This window comes from Amycolatopsis thailandensis (genome assembly GCF_002234405.1).
GTDB lineage: Bacteria > Actinomycetota > Actinomycetes > Mycobacteriales > Pseudonocardiaceae > Amycolatopsis > Amycolatopsis thailandensis.
Window position 1 is genome coordinate 1 of record NZ_NMQT01000068.1, and the last position, 24,514, is coordinate 24,514.

Here is a 24,514-nt window from a genome sequence, read left to right on the forward strand (position 1 = left end):
AGGTCAGTAAACGGCAGACCATACTGACGGGAGTCAGATCTGGAGAAATAGAAACTTTTCTGCCTTTAATTTTTTTTCCAGGCAGAACACGGCATACGAGATGCTCAGGTACTGGGTTTCAGGCGTGTGCTCTTCCGATCTGACAGTTGAATACGCGACTTCACCAGTCGGCGCCCCCCTTACAGCGCTCGCCGCGCGAGCGCGGGCGACGAGCGCCATGGCCCGCGCGGAAACGCCCGAACGGATCAACGCTCGCCTTGCCCAGAGCTGTCGACGCAACGCTGAGGACGGCCGCGTCAGCCGTGCTGGCCGGACAAGTTCGACATGGCGGCGCGGAATCGTGAGGTGACGTCGACACCGAGCCGGGCGCCGGCGGTGATCGCGATCCGATGCCCGTTCACGTGCGAGGAGTGTCGTCCGGCCGCCTCGATGTCGGCGGCCGTGACCTCACGGGCCCAGCGCAGCGCGTATGTCGCTCTGTCGAACGTGATGAGCACGGCGATCTCGAAGTCGAAGGATCGGCATGAACGCGTGGCCCCCGCCCCGCCCCGCCGGTGACGAGTCCTCGACGCGCACACCGTCGTGGTGGCCGCGGCGCCATCTGGGATGAGATCAGCGCGGCGGCCCGCGCGGGCCGCCGGTCAGTTTCTGGTCACGGGGGCTTCGGCGATCCCGGCGTAGACGCCGGGGTCACCGATCCGGTGCGGCGCTGGCGGACAGGATGGGGTGCCTGTGGCTGGTGGCACGACGATGGCGATCTCCACGCTCGCGGTCGCTGGCGGCAGATGGCGCTCGCGGATGCCGCCGGATGGATCATCCGGTGTGGAGTGTTCTGGGCTGTTCGAGTGGTCGTGATTTTCTCGCACTGCGCGTGGTGATCGGCGGGCGCTAGCGTCGGCTGGTCTGGCGGCGAACCCGCCGTCTGGGGAGCCTTCGGGCTTTTGAGGGGAGTTTTTTCTTATTATGCAACGAAAATTGTTGCGGCCCTTTGTGCTGCGCACAATCAGGGCGGCCGCCGCCGGTGTGCTGGTGGCCGTGGTTCCGGCGACCGCGTCGCCCGCTACGGCCGCGGAGGTCTCTGGTGGTGTGCCGTTGCCGGTGACGTGGACGCCGCCGGCGCAGGTGAACCGGACCCCGACCGGTGTCCCGGCTGATCAGGTGACGCAGAGACCGGCGGAAGCAAGACCGGGTTCGGGGCCGTCGACCAGGTCGGTGACCTGCGCGACCTTTGCTCGGCTGGGGATTCAGCCATGGTTCCCGATGGATAGGTACCCGATCTCCGACCGCACCGAACTGCTGGTCAACCGGGCCAACGGCAATGCCGTGATCACCGATCGGGCGCTGACGGTGAAGGGCACGGGACTGGATCTGTCGGTGAACGCGGTCTACAACAGCCGCGGTTTCGGTGGCGCATTCGGCAAGCTGTGGACGGTGTCGAGCGGGCCGGACGTCCAGCTTGACGTCAGTGCCAGCGGAGTCATCGTGCAGGACCAGACCGGGTACTGCTCGGAGTACTTGAAGAATCCCGACGGTAGCTACGCCACCCCGATCGGCGCGCACGCCACGCTGGTGAAGCTGGCCGACGGCAAGTACACGCTGTCCCAGCACGCCTCGGGTGAGACGTGGTCGTTCACCGGCGCCGGACGGCTGATCTCGCAGGCCGACCGCAACGGGAACAGCCTCACCTACCGCTATAACGCCACCGACGGCACGCTGGCCTCGATCACCGACACCCAGGGCCGGGTCACCACCGCCACCACCAATGCCGACGGGCGCATCAGCGCGATCACCGACCCGGCTGGTCTGGTCGCCGGCGGTTACGCCTACACCGAGCCCGGCCTCGGTAGCCGACTGTCGAGCATCACCAACCGTAACGGCGGCAAGACCACCTTCACCCAGGACGACATGGGGCGGGTCACGTCCGTGACACCGCCGGCAGGCGGGACCTACACCCTCACCTACGACTCGGCGGGCCGGGCGACGCAGGTGAAGGCACCGAACTCCGACGGCGTCCCCAGCGTCACCGACTACGCCTACGGCGACACGACCACCACGGTCACCGACCCCAACCGTCACCAGAGCACCTACACCATCGACGACAAGCAGCGCCAGACCAAGGCCACCGACGCGCTCGGCCACACCCGGGCCCAGTCGTGGTCGGCGAACGGTGACGTCGCGAGCGTGACCGACGGCATGAACAACTCGGTGACCTACGACTACGACGCGCTCAACAACCTCAAGGGCGGCAAGCTCCCCACCAGCGCGACCGCATCAGTCGGCTACACCGACACCGCGCACCCGCATCTGCCCACCCAGGTGTCGGACTTCTCCGGCACCAAGGTCAGTAAAACCTATGACAGCAACGGCAACGTCAAGACCGTACGCTCCGACGGTCTCGGCGCCGACGTGGCCAAGTACACCTACACCGCCACCGGCCTGGTCGCGACCAAGGCCGACGGCAACGGCAACATCACCCGCTACGGCTACGACAACGCCGGCAACCTGACCACGGTGACACCGCCCGCGCCGCTCAAGCCCACCGCCTACACCTACGACTCCCTGTCGAGGGTGTCGAGCGTGACCGACGGCAACGGCGTCAAAATCAACTATGGCTACGACAAACTCGACCACATCGTCGCCGTGTCCACCGCCGACGGCACCGGCCTCGCCGCCTACGGATACGACGGTATCGGCAACCGCACCAGCGCCCGCACCGCGCACGCCGAGTTCACCAGCACCTACAACCGGCAACTGCTGACCCGTGTCACCCGCACCGCCGGCGGAAGCAGCCAGGCGACGATCTACTCCCACGACCGCGCCGGCAACGTCACCGGAGTCGAGGACCCCAGCGGGCGCACCCTCTACGGCTATGACGCCGCCGACCAGCTGACCTCGCTGACCGACCAGGCGGGCAAAGTCACCGGCTACGGCTACGACAACGCCGGCAACCGCACCTCGGCGTCCCTGCCCGGCGGCAGCACGCAGACCATCGAGGTCGACGCCAGCGGACGGCAGAAAGCCATCACCGTCAAGAACCCTGGCGGTGGCGTGGTGTTCTCCAGCAGCTACCGCTACACCCGGACTGACGGCACCGACACCGGCCAGATCCAGGCCCGGACCGACTCGGCCAAGTCCACCCGCTACACCTACGACGGATTCGGCAGGCTCACCCAAGCCGGCACCCGCGGCTACGCCTACGACCTGGCCGGGAACCTCACCTCCGGCGACGGACGCACCTACACCGTCAACACCGCCAACCAGATGACCAAGGTCGACACCACCACCGCCACCTACGACGGCGCCGGCAACCTCTCGACCACCACCCCCGGCGGCCAGGCCCACTACAGCCCCACCAACCAGCTCACCTCGATCACCTCCGGCACCGACACCCTGTTCACCGCCACCTACGACACCCTCGACCAGACCCAGCCCGACACCATCAGCGAAACCACCGACGGAACCACCACCAGCCACGCCTTCACCCGCACCGCCATCGGCGTGTCCCGCACCGTCGTCAACGGCGCCGCCACCAACTACACCCACGACACCGACGGAAAACTGACCGCCGTCACCGACACCACCGGCAAACACCACAACGCGATCGTGGATTCCCAGGGCAGTGTCCTGGCGCTGGTCAACGACACCGGACAGCTGACCGCCCGCTACGACTACACCCCCTACGGCACCACCGCAGCCACCAACGTCCTCGGCTCCGGCGCCGAGGCCAACCGGATCCGCTGGATCGGGACCTACCAGCTTGCATCGGGGATCTCCCTGACCGGATCTCGTCACTACAACCCCGTCTACAGCCGCTTCACCCAACCCGACCCCACCGGCCAGGAACCCAACGACTACGCCTACGCCCAAGGCGACCCTCTGAATCGGAGTGACCCCTCCGGTAATGCATCGGCACTGAACGGCTGCGCAGGCGCGGTTGTGGGGGTGGCCTTACTCGGTGTTGCCCTGCTCGGTGGAGGAATCGGTCTGGTCGGCGCTTTCATCGCAGCGGACACTCTGGGGGTTGGGCTGGCCATCACGGGCCTCGCCGCTGGTGGTGCCGGCGGCCTCACCATCGACAGTAAGGCGTGTTAATGACCACGACATCCTGGATCGGCATCGCAGTCCTGTTGGCCGCGATCCTGCTCGGAGTGATCGCTATCGTGCGTAGCAAGAACCGGCGATCGAGATGACGGTCAGCAACGCATCCCCAACCAACTCGGGTTTACCACGCCACTACCTCCGCAACATCTAAGGTTCTAAGCCTTTAACAAAACGGCCACGGCAGAACCGGGAGCGCTGCTGATCGCCCCATACTCCCTGGTCAGAAGCACAGTCCAGCACTGGGTGCGCGACGGGGGCGACTCGTCCGAGCCGTTTCCCGCTCGCTATCAGGGACGCGGTGCGGGCATGTTCTCGGCACTCGCGGGGTCTGTGAACGTCGTGATTCCCGGCAGTTGATGCGCTGCCGGGAATCACGACATCCGCATCGCCAGACCGTCGAAAGATCGCGGCCGACGGCATGCTCGCTCGTGTTCCCTCTCCTTGCGAGGACACTTCGAAGACACTGGACCGCCAGCGCGGTCACAGGAGCGACCGCCAGCGGACGAACGACTCCAAGGCGTCATCATGAAGATGACTTTCGAAGTCCGCACTGTGGACGGGACGAAGCATACTTTCGACTCATTCGAATGCGCTGTCCATCAGCTGGCATCGCATGGGCGATACGACGTGCCTCCGAACTGCTCGGCCGCCCCGTGGACGAGCTGCACCTCCTGGTGGCGCACCTGTCCGGCGACAGCTCGGTATACGCCGTCGCGGGCGGCCACAGTGTCGACACCTCCATGGGCTTCGCCCCGCTGGAGGGCACGATGATGGCGAAAAGGTCCGGCAGAGTCGACCCGGGCATGCTGCTGTGGCTGCTCCGCGAGGGGCACGTCTCGCTCGGCGAACTCGAAGACGGTCTCTACCACCACTCCGGGCTGCTCGGACTGTCCGGCACGTCGGACGACACCCGTGAACTCGTCCGCGCCGCGCGGGCGACGTCAAGGCACGGTTCGCCATGGCCGTGTTCGAGCACCGGACCGCCGCGAACTGACGGCCGTCGCGGCGAGCCTCCCCCGCGTCGACGCACTGGTGTTCACCGGCGACATCGGCTGGAACCAACCAGAAGCCGCCGAAGCCATCGCGAGCGGACCCGGCATGCTCGGGCTCCGAGGCGGTCTGTCCCGGACGCGCACCCGGGACGCGGTCATCAGCGACCGGAATTCGCCGGTCCCCGTCCTGACTGTGCAGTCGCGAGAAGAACTCTCCCTCGCCGCGGCGGCCGCCACCGTCCTGTGAACCCGCGGGACCCTTTCATCGCGTCTCACGTGATCGCTACTCGACGTCGACGAGTTCGGCGAGTCCGCTGACATCGAGCACGGGCCTCAGCAACGGATTGGCGCGAATGCGGATCCGGTCGGCGTAGGTGAACAGCACGTTGATGCCGCCACTGTCGAGGTAGTCCACCTCGCGCAGATCGACGGTGGCTGTACCGTTCTTCGTGGCCTCGGCGAGCGCGCTGCAGAAGGTGCCGACATTGCTCAGATCGATCTCCCCGGATGCGATCAGCGAGACGGTGCCGTCTTGACGGCTGTCCGTGGTGAGGGTGAGCTCAGTGGTCATCGAACGATCCTCGCCTTCAGATAGACGGTGGTCCCGGCCTTCCCGTGCTCGATGATGACCTCGTCCATGAATGCACGCATGAGGACCAGACCGCGGCCACGATCGGAGTCGGGTTCCGGCCGAGGGGGTTTCCACGAGCCGTTGTCGCTGATGATCAGGCTCACACCGTCGGTCAAGACAGTGGCTTGCAGCCGGACGAGGCCCCCGGGGGCATCACGATGACCGTGCTCGATGGCGTTGGCGGTGGCCTCGCCCGACGCGACGAGGATGTTCTGGAGCATGTCGGCATCGAGCTCACAACGCTGGAGCCAGTCGCGCAAAGCCTTCCGCACGAACGCGAGTTCCCCCACCTCGGCGGGAAAGCTCAAATCCAGCGGGCCCGGCCCGCGATAGGTCAACAACGCCACATCGTCCTCATAACCTTCTTCCGGGGCCGACTCGGACATGAGCAGTCCTGCCAGGCCTTCGAGGGTGGAGTCACCGTTATCGGCGACCAAGGCGGCGACGCGCTCGATACCGTCGCTGAGCGGGAACCGACGCCGTTCGACAAGACCGTCGGTGTACAACACCAGGGTGGCCCTGGCGGGGATGACCGTCCGAGCCTCGGATCGTGGCCTGCCGGGCCGGACACCCAGCGGGATCGATCGTCCGTCTTCCAGCAACCGCGTGGAGCGATCGGCGTGGATCAGCACGGGCGGCGGATGGCCGGCGGCCGCATAGCTCATCTCGCCGGTATCTCGCGAGAGCACCGCGCAGAACGCGGTGGTGCAGACGGCGCCGGGCAGGCGGGCGGCGAACCGATCCAAGCCGGTCAGTGCGGCCGCCGGGCTCGGGTTCTCCAGCAGCAAGGCACGGCAGGCGCTGCGCAACTGCCCCATGACGGTGGCCGCGGCGAGGCCGTGCCCCACGCAGTCACCGACGACCAGGGCGACGCGCCCGTCCTCCAGCTCCACCACGTCGTACCAGTCGCCGCCGACCTGCAGTGGGCTGTTCGCAGGCTGATATCGGGCCACGAAGCCGTCGGGTAGATCGTGTGGGCCGAGAATCGCGTGCTGGAGCGCCAGTGCGGTCTCCCGTTGCTGATCGATTTGACGCACCCGGGCCAATCCTTGGCCCAGCCGTCCGGCCAGCACCGTCAACAAGGTCTCGTCCTCACCGGTGATCGGCCGCGATTCGCCCAACTCGAGCCAGAGGACCAGGTCACCGTCGGGGTGTTGAAGCGAAACCCCCGCCGTGCCGAGCTCACCAGCCGCGAAACCGAGCGGATCGGAATCGCGCAAGGCAGCGACGGCGCTCCGGCACTGAGCCGTCAGGTCCTCCCAGCGGACAGGTTCACCGATGACCACTGGATCGGTTTTGCCCGCCTGGGCGGAGAAGAGGACGGCCAGGACTCGCCGCGCCTTCCAGACGCGGCGAAGTTCGTCCATCGCGGCGAGCACTGCTTCCTCGACGGAGTCCGCCTGGGCGAGCTGCTGATTCAAACCGGCCAGGGCGCTCTGGCGCTGCACCGCGTAGTGCTCCGCGGTCACGTCGCGGAACGTGCCGACCGTGACGCGTCTGCCGGTGTCGGGCTCCTCGACCTGGTTGAAGCTGGCGGTGACCCACACCCGGTGCCCGTTACGGTGCACCACGGGAATGGTGTAGCCGCCCCGTTGATCCATCAGCACCGTGTCGAAGGCGTCGGCGACGAGCCGGTACGCGTCGGGATCGGTGTTCGCATCGGGCCACCACGGGTGGATCGGCCGGTACGGCAGGCCTTTCGGGCCGTATCCGAGGATGGCGGTGAAGGCGCTGTTGATCTCGACGACAGCGCCCTGTTCGTCACAGACGAAGAAGGCTTCCTGCAGCGAGTCGATCAGCGCCGCACGCCACCGGGCGGACCGTGTGCGCAGCCGGGCGAGTTCGACGTTCGCCCGAACGCGGGCGAGCAGCTCGGCCGAGGCGAACGGCTTGACGAGGTAGTCGTCAGCGCCGGCTTGCAGCCCCTCGATGGACGCTTCCTGCCCGGCCCGCGCCGAGAGCAGCAGGACGGGCACCGTGGCGGTGCGCGGTTCGCTTCGCAGCCTCTCGACCAGGCCAAGCCCGTCGAGACCCGGCATCATCACATCGCTGATGACGAGATCCGGCGCCTCGGAACGAATGGCGTCGATCGCCGCGTCGCCATCGGTGACGGCCTCGACCACGTACCCCGACGCGGCGAGGAGCCGGGTCAGGTACTCCCGCATATCGGCGTTGTCGTCGGCGATCACGACCCGGGCGGGGATGGACGGACGCCCCACCGTGGCTGCGGCAGCTTCGGTGTCTTCGGCGCCTTCGGTGGCAGGAGGGCCGGAGGACCACCGCATCGCTTCCAGCACATACGGTTCGGCCGTGGCGGCGGATGTGGCCTGCGTTCCGACGGGAAGGTCACCGGAGCCGAACGGCAACCGGACGGTGAAGGTCGTTCCCACGCCTTCGGTGCTGGCAGCGGCGATGGTGCCGCCGTGCAGCTCCACGAGCTCCCGCACCAGCGCGAGCCCGATCCCGCTGCCCTCGTGGGAGCGGGCGCGAGTGTTCTCGATCCGGTGAAACCGCTCGAACAGGCGAGGTATCTCGTGATCAGGCACCCCGACACCGGTGTCGGCCACGACGACGGTCGCCGCCGCCGCGTCCTTGGCCACGGCGATCGTGATGGAACCCTCGAAGGTGAACTTCACGGCGTTGCTCAAAAGGTTGAAGACGACCTTCTCCCACAGTCCGAGGTCCAGGTGCACCGGCTCGCCCAGCGGTGGGCAGTCGACGACGAAGCGCAGGCCCGCTCTCTCGACGGCGGCCTGGAAGACACTGGCCAGTTCCGCGGTGACGGCCGCGAGATCCACCGGCTCGAAGCGGGCCTGCATACGACCTGCTTCGAGCCGTGAGAAGTCCAGGAGCGTGTTGACCAGCTTGCTCAGTCGCGACCCGTTGCGGTGGACGACTTCCAGGTCCGCGCGGGCGGCGTCGTCCAAGCCGGGTTTCCTGGAGAGGAGTTCCTGTACCGGCCCCATGATCAAGGTGAGCGGGGTGCGGAACTCGTGACTGATGTTCGAGAAGAAAGCCGTCTTCGCCCGGTCCAGTTCCGCGAGTTCCTCCGCCCGCCGCTGCTGTGCCTGATAGCTGCGGGCGCTGGCGATCCCCGCGGCGATATGCGCCGCCACCAGCTCGATGAAGCCGCGGTACCCCTCATCGAGATCTCGGTACCGGTTCAGCCCGGCCACCAGAAACCCGTGGGGCACTCCTCCCTGCTGCTGCCGCAGGGGAATGACCAACGCCTGGGTGGGAGGTTCGGGCCAGACCCCGGCGGGCAGCTCGGCGGTCCGGTCTTCGTCGAGCTCGATCAGCATCGTCGCCCCGTCGGCGAGCTGCTCCACCGGCAACTCCGGCAGAGGCAGCGCGGCGTCAACGGTGGATCCCGTCGAAGCGGCCAGCCGGGCCGAGCCGTCGTCTTCGAACAGATAGGTCGAGGTGAAGGGCAGGTCACGGGTGTTTCGGCCGAGCTGGTGGACGGCGAAAGCGAGAACCTGGGCCTCAGTGGTGATCACGGTGGGATCCGAGCCGAGATCGCGCAATGTCGCCATGCGGCGCTCGCCGATGATCCGGTCGGTGTCCTCACTCACCACGCACAACATGCCGACCACCTGTCCGGCGTCGTCGTGCAGCGGACTATAGGAAAACGTGTGGTAGCTCTCCTCCGGATAGCCGGAGCGCTCGAGGAACAGCAGCAATCCCTCGTCCCACGTCGCCTTGCCGCTGGACAGCACGGTGTCGATGCGCGGTCCGATGTCGTCCCAGATCTCCGACCACACCTGGTTCGCGGGGCGGCCGAGGGCCCACGGGTATTTCCGCCCCAGGGTGTTGCGGCGGTACGCGGAGTTGCAGAAGAAAGTGAGTTCCGGCCCCCACGCCATCCACATGGAGAACCGCGAAGACAGGACGATGCCGACAGCCGTCCGCAGACTCAGCGGCCAGCCGTCGGGCCGGCCGAGCGGAGTGGCCGTCCAATCCACCGCGGCCAGGTCACGCCCCACCTCCCCATCCGCGGCGAACACGTCAGCCCCGCCGCCCCCGGCATCCTCAGAAGACACTCGGCACTCTTTCCTGTCGACTCCCGACGCCCGGACTGATCGCTCGGGCTGATGTCGCGCTCACTTCACCGAACGCGGTATACCCCCTGGAGGTCCTGATGACGCGTCAAACTCACTCGCTTCGTCGTCCCTGTCGTCACTGGCGACAAGATTCGATTCCGGTTGGCCTGGTTTCGACCGGACATGGCGGGGTATCAGGAGGCAAACATGAAACAGGACCAGCACCCAAAGGAGGCGCTTGATGAGCACGATCACCAAGTCCGTCGACGTCGAGGCGCCGGTCAGCGACGTCTACAACCAGTGGACCCAGTTCACCGAATTCCCGCGCTTCATGGAAGGCGTGGAGCGCATCGAGCAGCGCGACAACACCCACACCCACTGGACGGTCAGCATCGCCGGCGTCACGCGCGAGTTCGACGCCACCATCACCGAACAGCACCCGGACGAACGGGTCGCCTGGAAGTCCGACGACGGCCCCAACCACGCCGGAGTCGTCACCGTGCACCGGCTCGACGACCAGCACACCCGGGTCACCGTCCAAATGGACATCGACCCCGACGGGTTCGTGGAGAACGTCGCCGACAAACTCGGCATCCTCGACCGCCGCGTCCAAGGCGACCTCGACCGCTTCAAGACCTTCCTCGAAAACCGCGGCGGCTCCGAGACCGGCGCCTGGCGCGGCGACGTGAAACGCCCCGGCCAGCCTTAGCTCCTTGGACCACCTCACCACACCAGGGTCGTTGCCCGACCAGACGGTGAGGAGAACGGCCGGTCCTCCCGGCCCACGCCGTTTGCCCAGAATGTGGCCGGCCCGTCAGCACGGGGCCGGCCACATTTCGTGCCCGCTCATGGTTTGTTCGCGTGCTCACAGGCATTCGCACGTCATGCGAACATGGTGGAAGCGGATGACCTCGCCACCGCACGGCAGGACGGTCCTTTATCTGGGTGATCCCGCCGTCCTCGGAAAGATCATCGGGGCCGCCGCGTCGCGTGGTTTCGGCGCCGTCGAGATTCCGCATCCCGCACTGGTCTGCGCGATCGCCGACCACGTCGTACTCAGCGGCAGCGGCAGCCGGGCCGACACCGCGAAACTCCGCCGTCTCCGAGAGTTGAACATTCCGTGCCTGGCTCGCCGAACTCGACGAACCGGATCAGCTCGCCTCGGCGTGAGGTCCAGAGGTTCGGCCACGTCCGCTCGCTCCGACGGCGTAACGACGTTCGACGTAGGCAAGGTCGTGCCGCCAGAGCCGAGGTTCCAGGACAACCTCGACGCCGACGACCACGGCTTCGTGCTGAACTACCCCGGGTCCGGCGCGCAGCCCGGCGGCCTCGGACATGAGGACACACTTCCGACGTCCAAGCCGAAAACCCGTCCGAATTTGTCTCGTCAGGTGTGCGCGGCACGAAAAGGGGGTAGCCGGGCGGTGATCAACCCGGCGATCAGCCGGGCTATGGCGAAGGGAACCGAAGTGAGCCTGAACGACGACGACATCTCCACCACATCGGACAAGGAAAAGGAAGGCCCCGCCGACTCCGGTGCCTCCCAGGGAACACCCGGCCAGCACGACGGTGGAGCCGACGGCGGTGCCGAGGGTCCGGCCGATTCCGGTGCCGGATCAGGAACCCCCGGTCAGCACGACGGCGGAGCCGACGGCGGCGCGGACAGTGGCGCCAGCTGATCCGCGTCCGTCTATCACCGGTACCGGGCAAGGCATCAAAAGCCTCCCGGTACCGGTCGACGGGCACTCCCCGACAACTGTCTTGCCTCGCTTGGTCGGCCCCGACGTCGCGGGCTTCTCCGACCGTCATTGGGGAAAGAATCCGCTGCTGAAGCGAAACTGCGGCTCTTTCCGAGATCTCCTCGATCTCGATGCGGTCGACGAGTTGCTCTCCCGGCGGGGTTTGCGCACGCCGTTCCTACGCCTGGCACGGCACGGTTCGATACTTGATTCGAGGTCGTTCACCGGCGGTGGCGGTGTCGGCGCGGATATCGGCGACCAAATCCGGGACGACCAGGTCGCCGCGCTGTTCGCGGAAGGCGCCACGATCGTGCTGCAGGCGCTGCACCGCACCTGGCCGAGCATCATCGACTTCACCACGAGGCTGACCGAGGAGTTGGGGCACCCCGCGCAAGTCAACGCCTACATCACCCCGCCGTCGTCTCAAGGATTTTCCGCCCACTACGACGTGCACGATGTGTTCGTCCTCCAGCTCACTGGCCGGAAACACTGGAAGGTCCACGCGCCCGTCCACCCGGCCCCGCTACGCGGTCAGCCCTGGGGTGAGCATGCCGGCGCCGTCGCCACCCGGGCCCGAGACGATGCTCCGATCATCGACAAAGTGCTCGAACCCGGCGACGTCATGTACCTCCCCCGCGGCTGGCTGCACTCCGCAACCGCTCTCGGGGAGATTTCCGCTCATCTGACCGTCGGCATCCATGTCGTCACCCGGTTCGCGTTGGTGGAAGCCATCGCCGCGCTGGTCGCCTCTGATGAACGGCTGCGCGTTTCCCTGCCGCTGGGCATCGATGTCGCCGACCCGGCCGCACTCGGTCCACACATCGGTGCGGTGCGGGAGGACTTGATCGCTGCGCTGACCGCCGTCGCCCCCGAAGACATCGCACGGCACGTTCGCGGTCAGGTGTGGACGGGAAACAGGCCCGAGCCGCTTGCCCCGATCGCCGCGGCGACATTCGTTTCGAATCTCGCCGCCGGAGACACCGTGCGCCGTCGCGGCGGCCTGCGCTTTCGCGTTCGCGACAACGGCGACGGGAACGTCGTGCTCGAATTGCCGGACCGACGGCTTTCGCTCCCTTCTTCCACATCGATCGCTCTCACCGCACTGCTCGATGGGAGCACATGGACCGTCGGCGAGATCCCGGGGCTGAGCGTGGACGATCAAGCCGTGCTCGTGCGGCGGCTGCTCCGGGAAGGCGTGCTCATGGCCACTACGCCATGACAGCCCCTCCGGACGCGGATCGGGACCGATGCGCGGACCTGGCCGACGCCGCGAACGACCCCAGCGAGGGCACGGCTCCTCCGGCGCAACGATGGCTGCTCATCGAGCATCCGGGGCCCTGGGGGCGGCTCGCGCTCACAGATTCGGGCATCGCCCCAGCCGCACTCGGTTCGCAGCTGCACGCCAAGAACCATGCATCCGCCACTATGACACTCGAATAAGCAGGCAAACTTCACGAAGAGTTTCGCGATATTCATCGAATCCGCGGCCAGCCAGCCGACCGCGGATCCGGAGGGAACGACAGAACAGGAGGACCGGACTTACCCGTGCTGTGGGCACACGACACAGACGCTTGCTTCCAGACCACGATCGCTTTCGGCATCGCAAGATCGCCGACGACGCCACATCCAAAGACACAGCCACTGATACCAGCACAGCGGCGGGATCAATCAGAACAAAAGGGAAGGACCGGTTCACCCCTCCGGCCGACCGACGATATCTGTCAGTCGGCTGATCGCCTTGGAGATCGCCAAGTTCGAAAAGACCAACGCATCTTCAGGCTTGTCGTGATCGACCGCGCGAATGGCAGCCTCCTCGCAGGCTTCGGGGATTTCAGGCGCAGTCAAAAGGTCCGCGGCCCCGGAAGGTTCAGCTGACGAAGCCCGCCGACTTGAGCCAGTCGTGAGCGACCGTGGCGGCCTTCTGGCCGTCGACGCTGACCTTCTTGTTCAGGTCCGTGAGCGTCGCGGTGTCGAGCTTCGCGGCGATCGGCGTGAAGACCTGTTCCAGTTGCGGGTATTTCTGGGCGAGCGGAGCGGCGATCGTGATGGCGGGGTTGTACGTCGGGAAGAAATGCTTGTCGTCTTCGAGCACAGTGAGCTGCTGCGCGGCCACGCGCCCGTCGGTGGAGGCGACCGAGCCGAAGCCGCAGGGCTCCCCCTTGCCGATGCTCGGGTAGACGACGGCGTCGTTGAGCAGATGCACCTGCGGGTCGGGCAGTGCGAACCCGTACGCCTTCGCCAGGCCGGGGAAGCCGTCGTCCCGGCTCTTGAACTCCGGCCCCATACAGGTCGAGGCCGCTGCCGGATCCCGCTTCACCAGGGCCGCGTAGTCGGACAGCGTCTTGACGCCGGTCCGGGCCACTGTCGCCGGGTTGCCGGCGAGGGCGTAGGTGTCGTTGGCGGGCGAGCGTGCCCACCAAGTGACGCCGTTGGCGATGTCGGCCTGCTTGACCGCTTCGTACTGCGCCTGCGGGTCACTGATCGGCTTGGTCTGGTTGAGATAACTGATCCAGGCGGTGCCGGTGTATTCCCAGTACAGGTCGACAGCGCCGCTGGTGAGCGCTTGGCGGACGTTGCTGGAGCCGGTGATGTTGGTCTTGTCCTGCGGGCTCGCCCCGGCCGCTTGCAGTGCGACGAGCGCGATCTGGCCGAGCAGCAGCTGCTCGTCGAACTCCTTGGAGCTGACACGGATCTGGACGCCGTTCAGCGCGTCGATCTTCTTGATGGATCCCGCGCCCACCTGGGCACCGGTCTCGTCCTTGCCGATCGTGCAGCCGACCGAGAGCGCCGCGGTCGCGACGAGCGCGAGCACAACGGCGGTCGTGCGCTGGAGCATCCGCATGGTTGGTCCTCCTTCGAAGTCGGTCGAGCTACAGGCCGCGCGGGTGCAGGACCTCCTCGGCGACCAGGCCCAGCCAGTCGACGAAAAGCGCCAGTGCGGCGACGATGATGCCGAAGGTCAGGCTCAGGATCGGTCGGTACAGCCCGATCCCGGCGACCAGCCCGCCGCCGAGGCCGCCGCCGTCGACGAACGTCGCCAGCGTCGCGCTCGCGACCGTGAGCACCAGCGCGGTCCGGATCCCGGCGAGAATCACCGGGACGGCCAGCGGCAGTTCGATCCGCCACAGGATGGCCGTCTTGCCCATGCCCATGCCTCGCGCGGCGTCGACGAGGGTCGGGTCGACGCCGTCGAGCCCGACGATCGTGTTGCGCAGCACCGGCAAAGTCGCGTAGACGACGAGCGCCGTCACCGCCGTGGCGGTGCCCGTGCCCATCCAGAGCGCGAGCAGCACGACGAGCCCGATCGACGGGATCGCCTGGCCGAGGTTCCCCAGCCCCAGCCCGATGGGCCTGGCCCAGCGGGCGCCGGCGCGGGTGAGCAGGATGCCGAGCGGAAGGGCGATGGCGACGGTGCACGCTGTCGAGATCACGGTGAGCCGCAGGTGCTGGCCCAGTTCGGTGAAGATCTCGCCGGCGTTGAGAAAACGCTGTTCGATCGAGTCGATCGGGTGCGCGCGCACGATCAAGAAGAGCGTCAGCAGGGCGAGGGTCAACAGGATCGGGCGCACCAGCAGCCCGAGCCGTCGACGGCGAGGCCGCGCGGGTGCCGTGGTGTCCGGACCGGGGGCAGGCGCCTCCGGGATCGCGGGCGTGGTTGTCTCGCCGGTATGTCCGAGCGCCGCGACGAGACCGTCCACGTCGCACACCCCCAGCGGCCGCGCGGGGTTCTCGCCGGTGACGACGACCGCGGTGCTTCCGGTCCGCACCATCACGTCCAGCACGTCCAGCAGGGTGGCGTCGGGCCGGGCCGGTGGCAGGCCGTCCGGGCTCGCCACCTGCCGGAGGTCCAGGTCGCCCACCCGGATCAGCGCGAGCCGCTTCAGGTTCCGCTTCGAGCCGGCGAAGCTCGCGACGTAGTCGTCCGCCGGCGCGGCGAGGATCGCCTGGGGCGTGTCGTACTGAGCGATCACCGACCGGGGCCGCAGCACGGCTATCCGGTCGCCGACCTTCAGCGCCTCGTCGAAATCGTGTGTGACGAACACGATCGTCTTGCGCACTTCCCGTTGCAGGCGGAGGAATTCGTCCTGCAGCCGGGCGCGGGTGATCGGGTCGGTGGAGCCGAACGGCTCGTCCATCAGCATGACCGGCGGGTCCGCGGCCATCGCCCGCGCCACCCCGACGCGCTGCTGCTGACCGCCGGAAAGCTCACGCGGATACCGGCTGCCGTGCTCGCGGTTCAGGCCGACGACGTCGAGCAGTTCGCGCACGCGGTCGGCGACACGTCGTCGAGTCCAGCCGAGCAGCCGCGGCACCACGCCGATGTTGGCGTCCACCCGCAGATGCGGGAAGAGCCCGATCTGCTGGATGACGTAGCCGGTGTTGCGCCGGTGTTCGTCGAGGTCGAGCGCCGACACGTCGGTGCCGCCGATCGTGACGACGCCCGCGGTGGGCTCGACGAGCCGGTTGATCATCCGCATGGTCGTCGTCTTGCCGCATCCCGACGGACCGGTCAGCACGACGATTTCGCCCGCGGGGATCCGCATCGTCAGACCTTCCACCGCCGGTACCGCTCGTCCGGGGTAGTGCTTGCCGACGTCCCGCAGCTCGATCGCCTTACCGCTACTGCCGGCCACAGCCGTCGACGCCGCCGGGGCCGCCGCCCGGCCGGCACGGGGGCGTCGCCGGGTGGTCAGCTTGCCGACCACCACGAAGGCGAGGTCGAACAGCAGCGCCAGCACCATGATCCCGAGCGTTCCGGTGAGGACCTGGTTCAGCGAGTTGACCGAACCGAACCGGCCGAGCCCGTCGAAGATCTCGTTGCCGAGGCCGGGCCCCTTGACATACGCGCCGATCGCCGCAATGCCGATCGTGATCTGCGTCGAGACCCGGATGCCGGAAAGGATCACCGGCCAGGCGAGCGGCAGGCGCACGCGGAACAGCAGCCGCGCGCGGCCGAACCCCATCCCGCGCGCCGCGTCCACCACGGCCGGATCGACGCCGCGCAGCCCGACGATCGTGTTGCGCGTGATCGGCAGAAGCGCGTAGAGCACCAGTGCGCACAGGACATTCGTCAGCCCCAACCCGAACGGGCCGATCAGGATGCCCAGCAGCGCGATCGACGGAACGGTCAGGAACGCCGCCGTCGTCGTGGTCGCCATCGCGCCGAGCCATCGCCGCCGGTAGGTGAGCAGGCCGATCGTCATCCCGATCAGCACGGCCAGTGCCATCGCCGCCAGAGTGAGATCCACGTGCAGGATCGCGTCGTTGACGACGTCGATCCAGTTCTCCCGGAGATACTCCGACAGGCTCAGGGCGCCACTCCTCGACGTAGCAGGGAGAAAATCGCCGACCACGTCAGGTTCGGCCGGTCTCAGCCCAACACGTCCTCGGTGCTCCTGTCCACAGCTCGGCGTAAAGATCTCGATCCGGCGGCTACCGCCCCACCGTCTCATTCGTCCAGCCGGTCACCGCGTCGTGCAGCAGCGGCGCGTTGGGCGCGAGGTTGATCGAGTGCCCGTAGCCCGGAAGCACGAACGTGCGCAGGTTCGCCGCGGGCGAGTAGTACCCGGCCTCACTCTGCCGCAGGCTTTCCGCGCTGGAGCAGTCGCTGGCCAGCGGGCCGCAGAACACGCCGTCCCGCTCTCCCATGGCGAGCAGAACGGGCGCGCTGATCTGCCTGCTGTAGGGAAGCACCACACCGAGCACGACGGCGTCCACCATCTCGCCGGGCGCGATCAGGTCTTTGGTCGCCTCGTCCACGTCGATGACCTGCTGGTCGAAGGGCCCGGGGTGGTGGAAAGCGGTGTACCGCATGCCCGGCGCCGTGGTCAGATACCCCGGGTTCGGCAACGCCGGGGTCAGCGAGGCCACCGTGGGCACCACCGTCAGCGGGGCGATCCGGTGGGTGAACCCGGTGATCACCACGCCGTCCACGTCGTGGAAAGTGCCCGCCTCGATGATCGTGGTGGCCGATCCGAGCGAATGCCCGACGAGGACGATCTTGTCGAACCCGGGCCCCGACGTCCCCGTCCGCATCGCCTGGATGGCGTGGTGCACCGCGTTGGCCTGGGCGCTCGCGGACAGCAGCGCGCTCAACGGCTTGGAGCTGCGCCCCGAGCCGACGCGGTCCACCGCCAGGCTGGCGTACCCGGCGTCGTTCACCGCCTTGCGGAACGAGTGGGTCTCCGAAAGGCCGGGCGGGTCGTAGTAGGAAGAGTTGTACGTACCGCCGGGCACCAGCACCTGCAGGGTGTGGCTACCGCCCGGCGGGACGCACAGCCTGCCGTACATGGTCTGGTCCTTGATCCCGAGCAGTGGCGTGGCCGCCAGTGACACGGGGATGTTCAGGTCCTGGCAGGTCGCCTCGGCGGCGGACGCCTGCGCCGGGGTGAGCACCGTGCCGACGCACAGCAAGGTCGCCGCCGCAGCGATGAGGCGGCGCAAGGGCAAACGCACAAGTATCTCCATATTCCGTTGTGGGACAACTACTTCCTCGGGCGCACTGTCATCGGCATGCCACGCGGGTAGGCCATGGTGGTGTACCGCACCCGGACCGGGCCGACGGGTTCCAGGCGCCATCGCGCGAAGATCGTGGCCAGGCCGATGACCACCTCGGCCCGGGCGAACAGGTGGCCGATGCACTGCCGGTTCCCGCTGCCGAACGGGATGAACACACCCGGCGGCAACGATCGCACGCGTTCGGTGGACCAGCGATCCGGATCGAAGCGGTCCGGGTGATCCCAATACCGGGGATCGGTGTGCAGGGCGAGTGGGCTGAACATCACCTCGTCGCCGGGCCGCAGCCGCACCGGGCCGAGGTCGATCTCCTGCTCGGTCCGGCGCATCAGGATCCACAACGCGTACTTCCTCAGCACCTCGCTGACCACCTGACCGGTGTAGACCAGCGCGGGCAGGTCGTCGAAGGTCACCGGGCGCCCGTCCAGCACCCGGTCCACCTCGGCCCGCACCCGTTCCGCCATCCCGGGGTCACGCCCCAATTCGTGGCAGGACCAGGCCAGGATCAGCGCGGTGGTCTCGGTGCCCGCGGTGAGCAGGGTCATCACCTCGTCGTGCACCTGCTCCCGGGTCATCCGCTCCCCGGTCTCGGCGTCCCTGGCCAGCAGCAGCGTGGACAGCAGGTCACCGTGGTCGGTGTCGGCGTCGCGGCCCGCCAGCAGCTCGTGCACGACGGCCTTCATCCGCGTGGTGGCCTGGTCGAAACGCCGGTTGAACGGCAGCTTCTCCGCGAAGCCCGGGGAGAGCACCCGGTACATGCCCAGCCGAATGATCAGGGGGATCGAGCGGCGGGCTTCGCGGATCGCCTCTTCGCCCAGTTCGGTGCCGAACAGCGTCTCGCCCACGTTGGTCATGGCCAAGGCGTGCATGTCCGCGTCGAGCTGCCGCACCTCGCCCGGCCGCCAGGACTCGACCAGGGCGGTGGTCGCCCGGACCCAGATATCGGCGTAGCGACGCAGGTGCTGCCGTCCGAAGGCGGGCAGCATCAGCTTGCGCTGCCTGCGGTGGAAAGGCTCGTCGGACAAGGCCAAGCCATTGCCGGCGTACGGGCGGAATTTGCGGAACATGATCCCGGTTCCGAAGCTCGATCCGTTCGTCACCAGTACGCGGTGAATGATTTCCGGATTCGTGAGGAAATATGTTTGAAGTGGCCCCAATGACAATTGGACCACGTCACCGTGTTCCCTCAGTCCGGCGGTGAATCGGACGGGACGGCGGACCAGCGCGACTGTATGCCCCAGCAACGGCCACCGTCCGGGTGCCACCCGGAGGGCCACGAGAAACTCCTTGGTATTGAAGGAAAAACTGGAAGGCCGTCACCTTACGACCATTCGGCCGCGCCGACAGCACCCGATCGGGTAGAACGCGACCACGATTGACGGATTAAGCCATTGTCACCGGGGTGAGTATGCTGGTCCGTCTCCCGAACCCGATGAGGTGCGTGATGGTGAGTACACGGGACTGGGTCCCGGCCGGAGTCGATACGGCAACACCGAACGTCGCCCGGATCTACGATTACTGGCTAGGCGGCAGCCACAATTTCGAAATGGATCGAAACACCGCGGACCACCTCGAGCGAACCTTGCCCTGGGTCCGGCAATCGGTGCGGCTCAACCGCGCCTTCCTCGGCCGCGCGGTGCGCTTCATGGTCGCGCAGGGCATCCGCCAGTTCCTCGACTTGGGCGCGGGTATCCCCACCGTGGGCAACGTGCACGAGATCGCCCAGCGGGAGGCTCCCGATACGCGGGTGGTCTACGTCGACAAGGAAGCGGTGGCGGTCGCGCACGGCGAGCTGCTGCTGGCGGGCGACGATCGCACGGCGGTCCTGCACGCGGATGTGCGCGACGTGGACGGCGTGCTGGACAGCTCGGCGGTCCGGCGGCTGATCGACTTCTCCGAGCCGGTGGGCCTGCTGTGCATGCTGCTGTTGCACTGGATCCCGGACGAGGACGACCCGGCCGGACTGGTACACGCCTACCAGGAACCCTTGGCCCCGGGCAGTCTGCTCGCCTTCACCCACGTCACGTCCGACGCCCAGCCGGAGTTGATCGCCGCGGCGACCGGCCAGATGGCCGAGCAGCGCGGCGAAGTGCCGCTCGACCGTTCCCATGACCAGGTCCTCGGCCTGCTCGGGGACCTGGAACTGGTCGAGCCGGGCCTGGTGGGCTGTGGCAGCTGGCGACCGGCCGGGCCCACCGACATCGCCGAGGACCCGATCTGGAACGAGCTGCTCTACGCAGGCGTGGCGCGGAAGTCCTGAACCCATGACCGAACCCGGCAGACACATCCCGGCGCCGTCCAGGGACGGTCGCCACGAACGCGGCCTGCTCGCGCGTAAGTGGGCGTACCTGCTGGGCGGGATCGGCTACGTGCCGCTGACGCACTCCCGCTTCGAGACCGAGCTGACCGCGTTGCTGGACGTCGTGTGCGCCGAAATCCACGAGAGCGGGCAGGAGCACTCGCCGTCGCTGGAGGCCGAGGGCGCCCGGCTGGTCGAGCTGAACTGCGCGAGCGGGCAGGCGCTCACCGTCACCATGGGCATCCTGGGCAAAGGCCTGCTCACCCTGCCCGAATTCCAGCCCGCCGGCGAGTTCGCCGAACGCGTGGTGGGCGTGCTCGGCGAACTGGCCGCGGGCATGTTGGTGGCCGCGCAGGGCGCAACCCTCGCCCAGCAGGAGACCTTGAAGTTGTCGCTGCTCAAGGCCGTGCGGGACGCCAAATACGAGCTGCGGACCGCGCAGGCGCGGTTCGACGAGGTCGCGCTGTCCTCGGCCAGCGGCATCCTGGTCGCCGACCTGGACGGCACCCTGGTCACCGTGAACGCCGCGGCGGGCGTGATGCTCGGGCACGCCCCGGATCAGCTGACCGGACGCGATCTGTTCGAGCTGGTGCACCCCGACTACACGCCGGTGCTGCGCGAGGACTATCGCGCGCTGCTGGCGGGCAAGGTCGAGCGGATCAAACAGTCCCAGCGGCTCCTGCATCGCGACGGCGAGCCGGTGTCGGTGTCGTTGACCGCCTCGCTGCTGCGCGGCGCCGGGGGCGAGCCCAGCCACTTCGTCACCGTTCTCGAGGACGGCACCGAGCTTTTGCTGCTGCAGAACGAAATCAACCGGCAGGCCCTGCACGACGTGCTCACCGGCCTGCCCAACCGGCAGTGCTTCGGCACGCGGATGGAGACCTCGCTGGGCAGAGCCGACCCGGAGCTGGGCGTGACGCTCCTGCGGCTTGAGCTGGACTCCTTCGCCGTGGTGCGCAACGGCCTCGGCGAGCGCGTGGCCGACCAGCTGCTGGTCACCGTGGCGCAGCGGCTGAAATCCGTGCTGGCCGGGGAGAAGGCGCTTCTCGCCCGGTTCGACGGTGCCGAGTTCGCGGTGCTGGTGGAGAACGCGCCGGACACCCCGGACCCGGTGCGCCTGGTGCACGAGCTACGCCAGGAGCTGGCCGAACCGACCTATGTGGACGGTCACGGACTGGCTCTGTCGGTCAGCGTCGGCGTGGTCAACCGGCCCGCCCAGGACCGCGAGGCCGCCGATCTGCTGCGCGAGTCCCACCAGGCACTGCGCCGGGCCAAGGCCAACGGGCACGGGCAGTGGGAGCTGTCCCACCCTGAGCAGAACCGGCTGGACCGCGAGACCGACGCGCTGGCCGCGGTCATGCCGGGCGCTTTCGAGCACGGGGACGTGCGGGCGCGGTACCGGCCGCTGGTCCGGCTGGCCGACGGTGCGGTGCACGGGATGGAGGTGCTGCTCGGCTGGGACCCGCCCGGGGTGGGCGCGCTGTCCGACCGGAGCTGCCGCCGCCTGGCCGAGGCCACCGGGCTGATGCTGCCGCTGGGCGAGTGGCTGCTGAGCACCGGCTGCCGGCAGGTGGGCTGGTGGCGGCAACGGCTGGACCGCGACCTGCGGCTGCTGATCAGCCTGAGCCCGCACCAGGCGGCCGACACGGACCTGCTCACCCGGGTGGTCGGCGTGCTGGAGGAGACGCGGTTCCCGGCCGAGCGGCTCCTGGTCGAGCTGCCCATGTCCGCCCTGAGCGCCGATCTCGGCGAGACCAGGGACAACCTGCGGGCGCTGGCCGATCTGGGCGTGCGGCCGGTGATCAGCGTCGGCGGGCTGGGCGAAGGCGCGCTGGCCGTGGTGGCCGACTTGCCGGTGCACGGCGTGCGGCTGGACGGCGGGCTGCTGGACGGGTCCGCGCCGGACTCGCCGGTGGCCGGCCTGCTGCGGGAACTGCCCGGCTTGGCGCACCGGGCGGGCGCGGAGGTGATCGTGGACGGTCTGGCCACCGCCGGACGAGCGCGGTTCTGGCAGGCCACCGGAGCCGAACTGGCGCTGGGCGACCACTGCGGGGCGCCCTGCGGTCCGGACGAACTGGCCGCCGCCATCGACGATTTCGGTTGGCGGACAACGTAGGCGTTTTCAGGGCCAACGAGTTCCATCCCCCTCACCCGTTGACTTCGGCTAGCCGTCGATCGCCTTGGCGATGGGGGTTTCGCCGCCGACCACCACGTAGATCCGGCCGGCGGTGCCGGGCCGGTCGAGGAGCGCCGCGAGCACGGCGGCGACGTCTTCCCTGGCGACTCGGTCGAACTTGGCGCCCTTCGGCCCGACCCTGTCCCCGGTGGTGAGTTCGACGGTGCCGTCGCCATCGTCGTCGGTGAGCACGCCGGGCCGCAGTACCGTCCAGTCGAGCTCGTCCCTGGCGAAAATGTGTTCCTCGGCGGCCCGCTTCGCCCGCAGGTAGGTGGCGTACCCGTCACCGATGCCGCTGTCGTCGGCGCTGCCCACGTTGATGGAGCTGACGTGCAGGAACCGTCGCACACCGGCCTGTTCCGCCGCGTCCATGACCAGCACGACCGCGGCCCGGTCCATCCTGTCCCGGCGTTCGGGGGTGGCGTTGCTGCCCGAGCCCGCCGAGAAGACGGCCGCGTCCGCGCCGGCGAGGATCGCGGCCACCTCGTCCACGGTGGCCTGTTCGAGATCGAGGACCGCGCCTTCCCCGCCCGCTCGTTCGATGTCGTCGACGTGGCCGGGGTCGCGCACGATGCCCAGGACGGAATCGCCACGTCCGGCAAGGATCCGGGTCAACCGCAGGGCGACCTGTCCGTGGCCACCGGCGATGACGATCTTCATGCGATGCCCTTCCGCGAACGCAGTGCCTCGGCGGCTTGCCGGGCCTCGTCGATCGGCACGATCCACTCGTCCCGGAGGTCGATCTCCTTGTCGTCCACCAGGACGCGCAAGGCGGGCCCGGCACTGGGTGTGATGGCGTACGACAGACCGATTTCGACCTCGTCGTCACCGGGCAGGTCGATGACCTCGATCCCGGCGATGCCCGAGAACGAGACCACGGCGTCGTGATCGTCGTCGAGGTTTCGGCGGACTTTGCGCCGGATCCGCACAGCGACCTCGTCCTCGCGGATCAGGAACCAGCCGTCGGCCTCGTCCCGGAGCGCGAAGGACAACTCTGCCGTGGCGCCGGCGAGGGCGCCGTTGGGCCTGGCCAGCACCGAGGCCGACGCGTTCCGCACGGCGAGCCACGGCACGAGCGAGAGGACGACCAGCACGGCGATGGCGATGAGCAGCCGGTTCTCCGCCTCGCGCCAGCCCAGCACCACGACAGCGCCATAAACCCCCGCGACGACCCCGCTGATCGCCGCGACCCGGTTCCAGCGGACGGGCGAGTCCCGCCGTGCGTATCCGATCAGGAACAGGATCAGCGCGAACGCGAGGAGCCCCAGCACCGGCAGGATCGAACTCCGGTTTCGTGGCCCCGCAAAGGAAACGACGCACACCGCCACCAACGCGATCGGGCCGAGCGACATCGCGATCAGGTACTTGCGCCGGGCACGAGCGAACGCCGCTTCGCTGTCCGGCGCGAATGGTGTGGTGGTCATACGTTTCTCCCCCGGTGGCTTCTTGACGCCGCGCTCGTCAAAGCACCGTACCGGTATCACCGACATGCGAAACGCTGTGATCACCGCATCGGCTCTGGACGTGACCGAGGAGCACGCGCAGCAGTGAGGCGAACTGGTCCCGCTGCTCTTCGCTCAGCCCGGAAACCAGTTCGAGCTCTCGTTCGAGCACCCGATCGACGGTCTGCTCCACCAGCGCGTGCCCGGCCGGGGTCAGCGTCACGTACACGCTGCGGCCGGGCGGTTCGGTGTGCCGTTCGACCAGCCCATCGCGTTCGGCGCGAGCCACCCGCTGCGAGATCGCTCCGGCCGTGACCAGGGTCAGCCTCGCCAGTTCCCTGGTCGTCAGCGAGTACGGCGGTGAGCTGCGCCGGAGCACGCTGAGCAGGTCGAGGGTGGCCGGATCGATGTCCGAGTCGAGCAGGACGCGGCGACGGTCCTCACCGAACAGTTTGGCCAGCTGCCACACCCGGGTCACGATGCCGATGGACGCGGTCGACGTGCCGGGCCGTTCACGCTGCCACGCCGCCTCGATCTCGTCCGCGGCGTCCTTTTCGGACGCTTCACTCATCTCA

At 68.1% G+C, this 24,514-nt stretch carries 18 protein-coding genes and 1 pseudogene; 9 read left to right on the forward strand and 10 right to left on the reverse strand.

The window, feature by feature from the left end:
- Positions 1-296: 296 nt before the first annotated feature.
- Positions 297-497 (reverse strand): hypothetical protein, encoded by a 201-nt coding sequence (locus CFP71_RS19550; RefSeq protein ID WP_244199744.1) that lies wholly within the window; start codon positions 495-497, stop codon positions 297-299.
- Between the two features lie 763 nt (positions 498-1,260).
- On the opposite strand from CFP71_RS19550, the gene CFP71_RS45355 reads away from it, so the two are divergent.
- The 3 genes and pseudogenes from CFP71_RS45355 to CFP71_RS45005 all read left to right on the forward strand — a co-directional run bounded on the left by CFP71_RS45355 (position 1,261) and on the right by CFP71_RS45005 (position 5,340).
- Positions 1,261-4,092 carry an RHS repeat-associated core domain-containing protein gene (locus CFP71_RS45355; protein ID WP_279629231.1) on the forward strand — a complete coding sequence of 944 codons (2,832 nt, stop codon included), beginning with the start codon at positions 1,261-1,263 and terminating at the stop codon, positions 4,090-4,092.
- A gap of 596 nt (positions 4,093-4,688) precedes the next feature.
- A pseudogene (locus CFP71_RS45360) lies at positions 4,689-4,976 on the forward strand (acetate kinase); the annotation flags it as partial.
- Between the two features lie 37 nt (positions 4,977-5,013).
- On the forward strand, positions 5,014-5,340 hold the full coding sequence (locus CFP71_RS45005; RefSeq protein ID WP_244199745.1) for a hypothetical protein: 327 nt from the start codon (positions 5,014-5,016) through the stop codon (positions 5,338-5,340).
- Between the two features lie 36 nt (positions 5,341-5,376).
- On the opposite strand, the gene CFP71_RS19570 is transcribed toward CFP71_RS45005, so the two are convergent.
- Positions 5,377-5,664: an STAS domain-containing protein gene (locus tag CFP71_RS19570; RefSeq protein ID WP_093935313.1), complete on the reverse strand. Its 288-nt coding sequence runs from the start codon at positions 5,662-5,664 to the stop codon at positions 5,377-5,379.
- The gene (locus tag CFP71_RS19575) at positions 5,661-9,767 is read right to left on the reverse strand and encodes a SpoIIE family protein phosphatase (protein WP_093935314.1); all 4,107 of its coding nucleotides are present in this window, start codon (positions 9,765-9,767) and stop codon (positions 5,661-5,663) included. The genes CFP71_RS19570 and CFP71_RS19575 overlap by 4 nt, the downstream gene beginning before the upstream one ends.
- A 241-nt stretch (positions 9,768-10,008) precedes the next feature.
- Here CFP71_RS19575 and CFP71_RS19580 point away from each other — a divergent pair, with 241 nt between their 5' ends.
- From CFP71_RS19580 to CFP71_RS19595, 4 genes are all read left to right on the forward strand, one after another.
- Complete coding sequence (locus CFP71_RS19580; protein ID WP_093935315.1) at positions 10,009-10,476, forward strand: SRPBCC family protein; 468 nt, start codon at positions 10,009-10,011, stop codon at positions 10,474-10,476.
- Between the two features lie 196 nt (positions 10,477-10,672).
- Positions 10,673-11,446, forward strand: a complete 774-nt coding sequence (locus tag CFP71_RS45010) for a hypothetical protein (protein WP_244199746.1) — start codon at positions 10,673-10,675, stop codon at positions 11,444-11,446.
- A gap of 370 nt (positions 11,447-11,816) precedes the next feature.
- Complete coding sequence (locus CFP71_RS19590; RefSeq protein WP_341866895.1) at positions 11,817-12,725, forward strand: cupin domain-containing protein; 909 nt, start codon at positions 11,817-11,819, stop codon at positions 12,723-12,725.
- A complete protein-coding gene (locus CFP71_RS19595) occupies positions 12,722-12,946 on the forward strand; it encodes a hypothetical protein (protein WP_093935316.1) in 225 nt (74 codons plus the stop codon). Before CFP71_RS19590 ends, CFP71_RS19595 begins: the two co-directional genes overlap by 4 nt.
- A 427-nt stretch (positions 12,947-13,373) precedes the next feature.
- Here the strand turns inward: CFP71_RS19595 and CFP71_RS19600 are convergent, their stop codons facing one another.
- From CFP71_RS19600 to CFP71_RS19615, 4 genes are all read right to left on the reverse strand, one after another.
- A complete protein-coding gene (locus CFP71_RS19600) occupies positions 13,374-14,348 on the reverse strand; it encodes a glycine betaine ABC transporter substrate-binding protein (protein ID WP_093935317.1) in 975 nt (324 codons plus the stop codon).
- A 28-nt stretch (positions 14,349-14,376) separates the two neighbouring features.
- On the reverse strand, positions 14,377-16,860 hold the full coding sequence (locus tag CFP71_RS45605; RefSeq protein ID WP_425266626.1) for an ABC transporter permease subunit: 2,484 nt from the start codon (positions 16,858-16,860) through the stop codon (positions 14,377-14,379).
- A 79-nt stretch (positions 16,861-16,939) separates the two neighbouring features.
- On the reverse strand, positions 16,940-17,962 hold the full coding sequence (locus CFP71_RS19610; protein WP_244199747.1) for an alpha/beta hydrolase: 1,023 nt from the start codon (positions 17,960-17,962) through the stop codon (positions 16,940-16,942).
- Positions 17,963-17,991: 29 nt separating this feature from the next.
- Complete coding sequence (locus CFP71_RS19615) at positions 17,992-19,299, reverse strand: cytochrome P450 (protein ID WP_093935318.1); 1,308 nt, start codon at positions 19,297-19,299, stop codon at positions 17,992-17,994.
- A gap of 167 nt (positions 19,300-19,466) precedes the next feature.
- On the opposite strand from CFP71_RS19615, the gene CFP71_RS19620 reads away from it, so the two are divergent.
- Together CFP71_RS19620 and CFP71_RS19625 are read left to right on the forward strand one after the other, a co-directional pair.
- Positions 19,467-20,282 carry an SAM-dependent methyltransferase gene (locus CFP71_RS19620; protein WP_093935319.1) on the forward strand — a complete coding sequence of 272 codons (816 nt, stop codon included), beginning with the start codon at positions 19,467-19,469 and terminating at the stop codon, positions 20,280-20,282.
- A gap of 4 nt (positions 20,283-20,286) precedes the next feature.
- Positions 20,287-22,437 (forward strand): putative bifunctional diguanylate cyclase/phosphodiesterase, encoded by a 2,151-nt coding sequence (locus CFP71_RS19625; protein WP_093935320.1) that lies wholly within the window; start codon positions 20,287-20,289, stop codon positions 22,435-22,437.
- Between the two features lie 48 nt (positions 22,438-22,485).
- Here the strand turns inward: CFP71_RS19625 and CFP71_RS19630 are convergent, their stop codons facing one another.
- Genes CFP71_RS19630 through CFP71_RS19640 form a run of 3 tightly spaced genes read right to left on the reverse strand, consistent with a single transcriptional unit; the run spans position 22,486 to position 24,510 of the window.
- Positions 22,486-23,157, reverse strand: a complete 672-nt coding sequence (locus CFP71_RS19630; RefSeq protein ID WP_093935321.1) for an NAD(P)H-binding protein — start codon at positions 23,155-23,157, stop codon at positions 22,486-22,488.
- Positions 23,154-23,921: a hypothetical protein gene (locus CFP71_RS19635; protein ID WP_093935322.1), complete on the reverse strand. Its 768-nt coding sequence runs from the start codon at positions 23,919-23,921 to the stop codon at positions 23,154-23,156. Before CFP71_RS19635 ends, CFP71_RS19630 begins: the two co-directional genes overlap by 4 nt.
- A gap of 37 nt (positions 23,922-23,958) precedes the next feature.
- On the reverse strand, positions 23,959-24,510 hold the full coding sequence (locus CFP71_RS19640; protein WP_093935323.1) for a MarR family winged helix-turn-helix transcriptional regulator: 552 nt from the start codon (positions 24,508-24,510) through the stop codon (positions 23,959-23,961).
- Positions 24,511-24,514 lie beyond the last annotated feature (4 nt).

Excerpts from the sequence above, each read along its gene's own strand:
- CFP71_RS19580 (WP_093935315.1), top strand. The coding sequence starts at position 10,009 with ATGAGCACGATCACCAAGTCCGTCGACGTCGAGGCGCCGGTCAGCGAC.
- CFP71_RS19640 (WP_093935323.1), bottom strand. The coding sequence starts at position 24,510 with ATGAGTGAAGCGTCCGAAAAGGACGCCGCGGACGAGATCGAGGCGGCG.
- CFP71_RS19620 (WP_093935319.1), top strand. The coding sequence starts at position 19,467 with ATGGTGAGTACACGGGACTGGGTCCCGGCCGGAGTCGATACGGCAACA.
- CFP71_RS19625 (WP_093935320.1), top strand. The coding sequence starts at position 20,287 with ATGACCGAACCCGGCAGACACATCCCGGCGCCGTCCAGGGACGGTCGC.
- CFP71_RS19570 (WP_093935313.1), bottom strand. The coding sequence starts at position 5,664 with ATGACCACTGAGCTCACCCTCACCACGGACAGCCGTCAAGACGGCACC.
- CFP71_RS19600 (WP_093935317.1), bottom strand. The coding sequence starts at position 14,348 with ATGCGGATGCTCCAGCGCACGACCGCCGTTGTGCTCGCGCTCGTCGCG.
- CFP71_RS45355 (WP_279629231.1), top strand. The coding sequence starts at position 1,261 with ATGGATAGGTACCCGATCTCCGACCGCACCGAACTGCTGGTCAACCGG.
- CFP71_RS19630 (WP_093935321.1), bottom strand. The coding sequence starts at position 23,157 with ATGAAGATCGTCATCGCCGGTGGCCACGGACAGGTCGCCCTGCGGTTG.
- CFP71_RS45010 (WP_244199746.1), top strand. The coding sequence starts at position 10,673 with ATGACCTCGCCACCGCACGGCAGGACGGTCCTTTATCTGGGTGATCCC.
- CFP71_RS19595 (WP_093935316.1), top strand. The coding sequence starts at position 12,722 with ATGACAGCCCCTCCGGACGCGGATCGGGACCGATGCGCGGACCTGGCC.
- CFP71_RS19635 (WP_093935322.1), bottom strand. The coding sequence starts at position 23,921 with ATGACCACCACACCATTCGCGCCGGACAGCGAAGCGGCGTTCGCTCGT.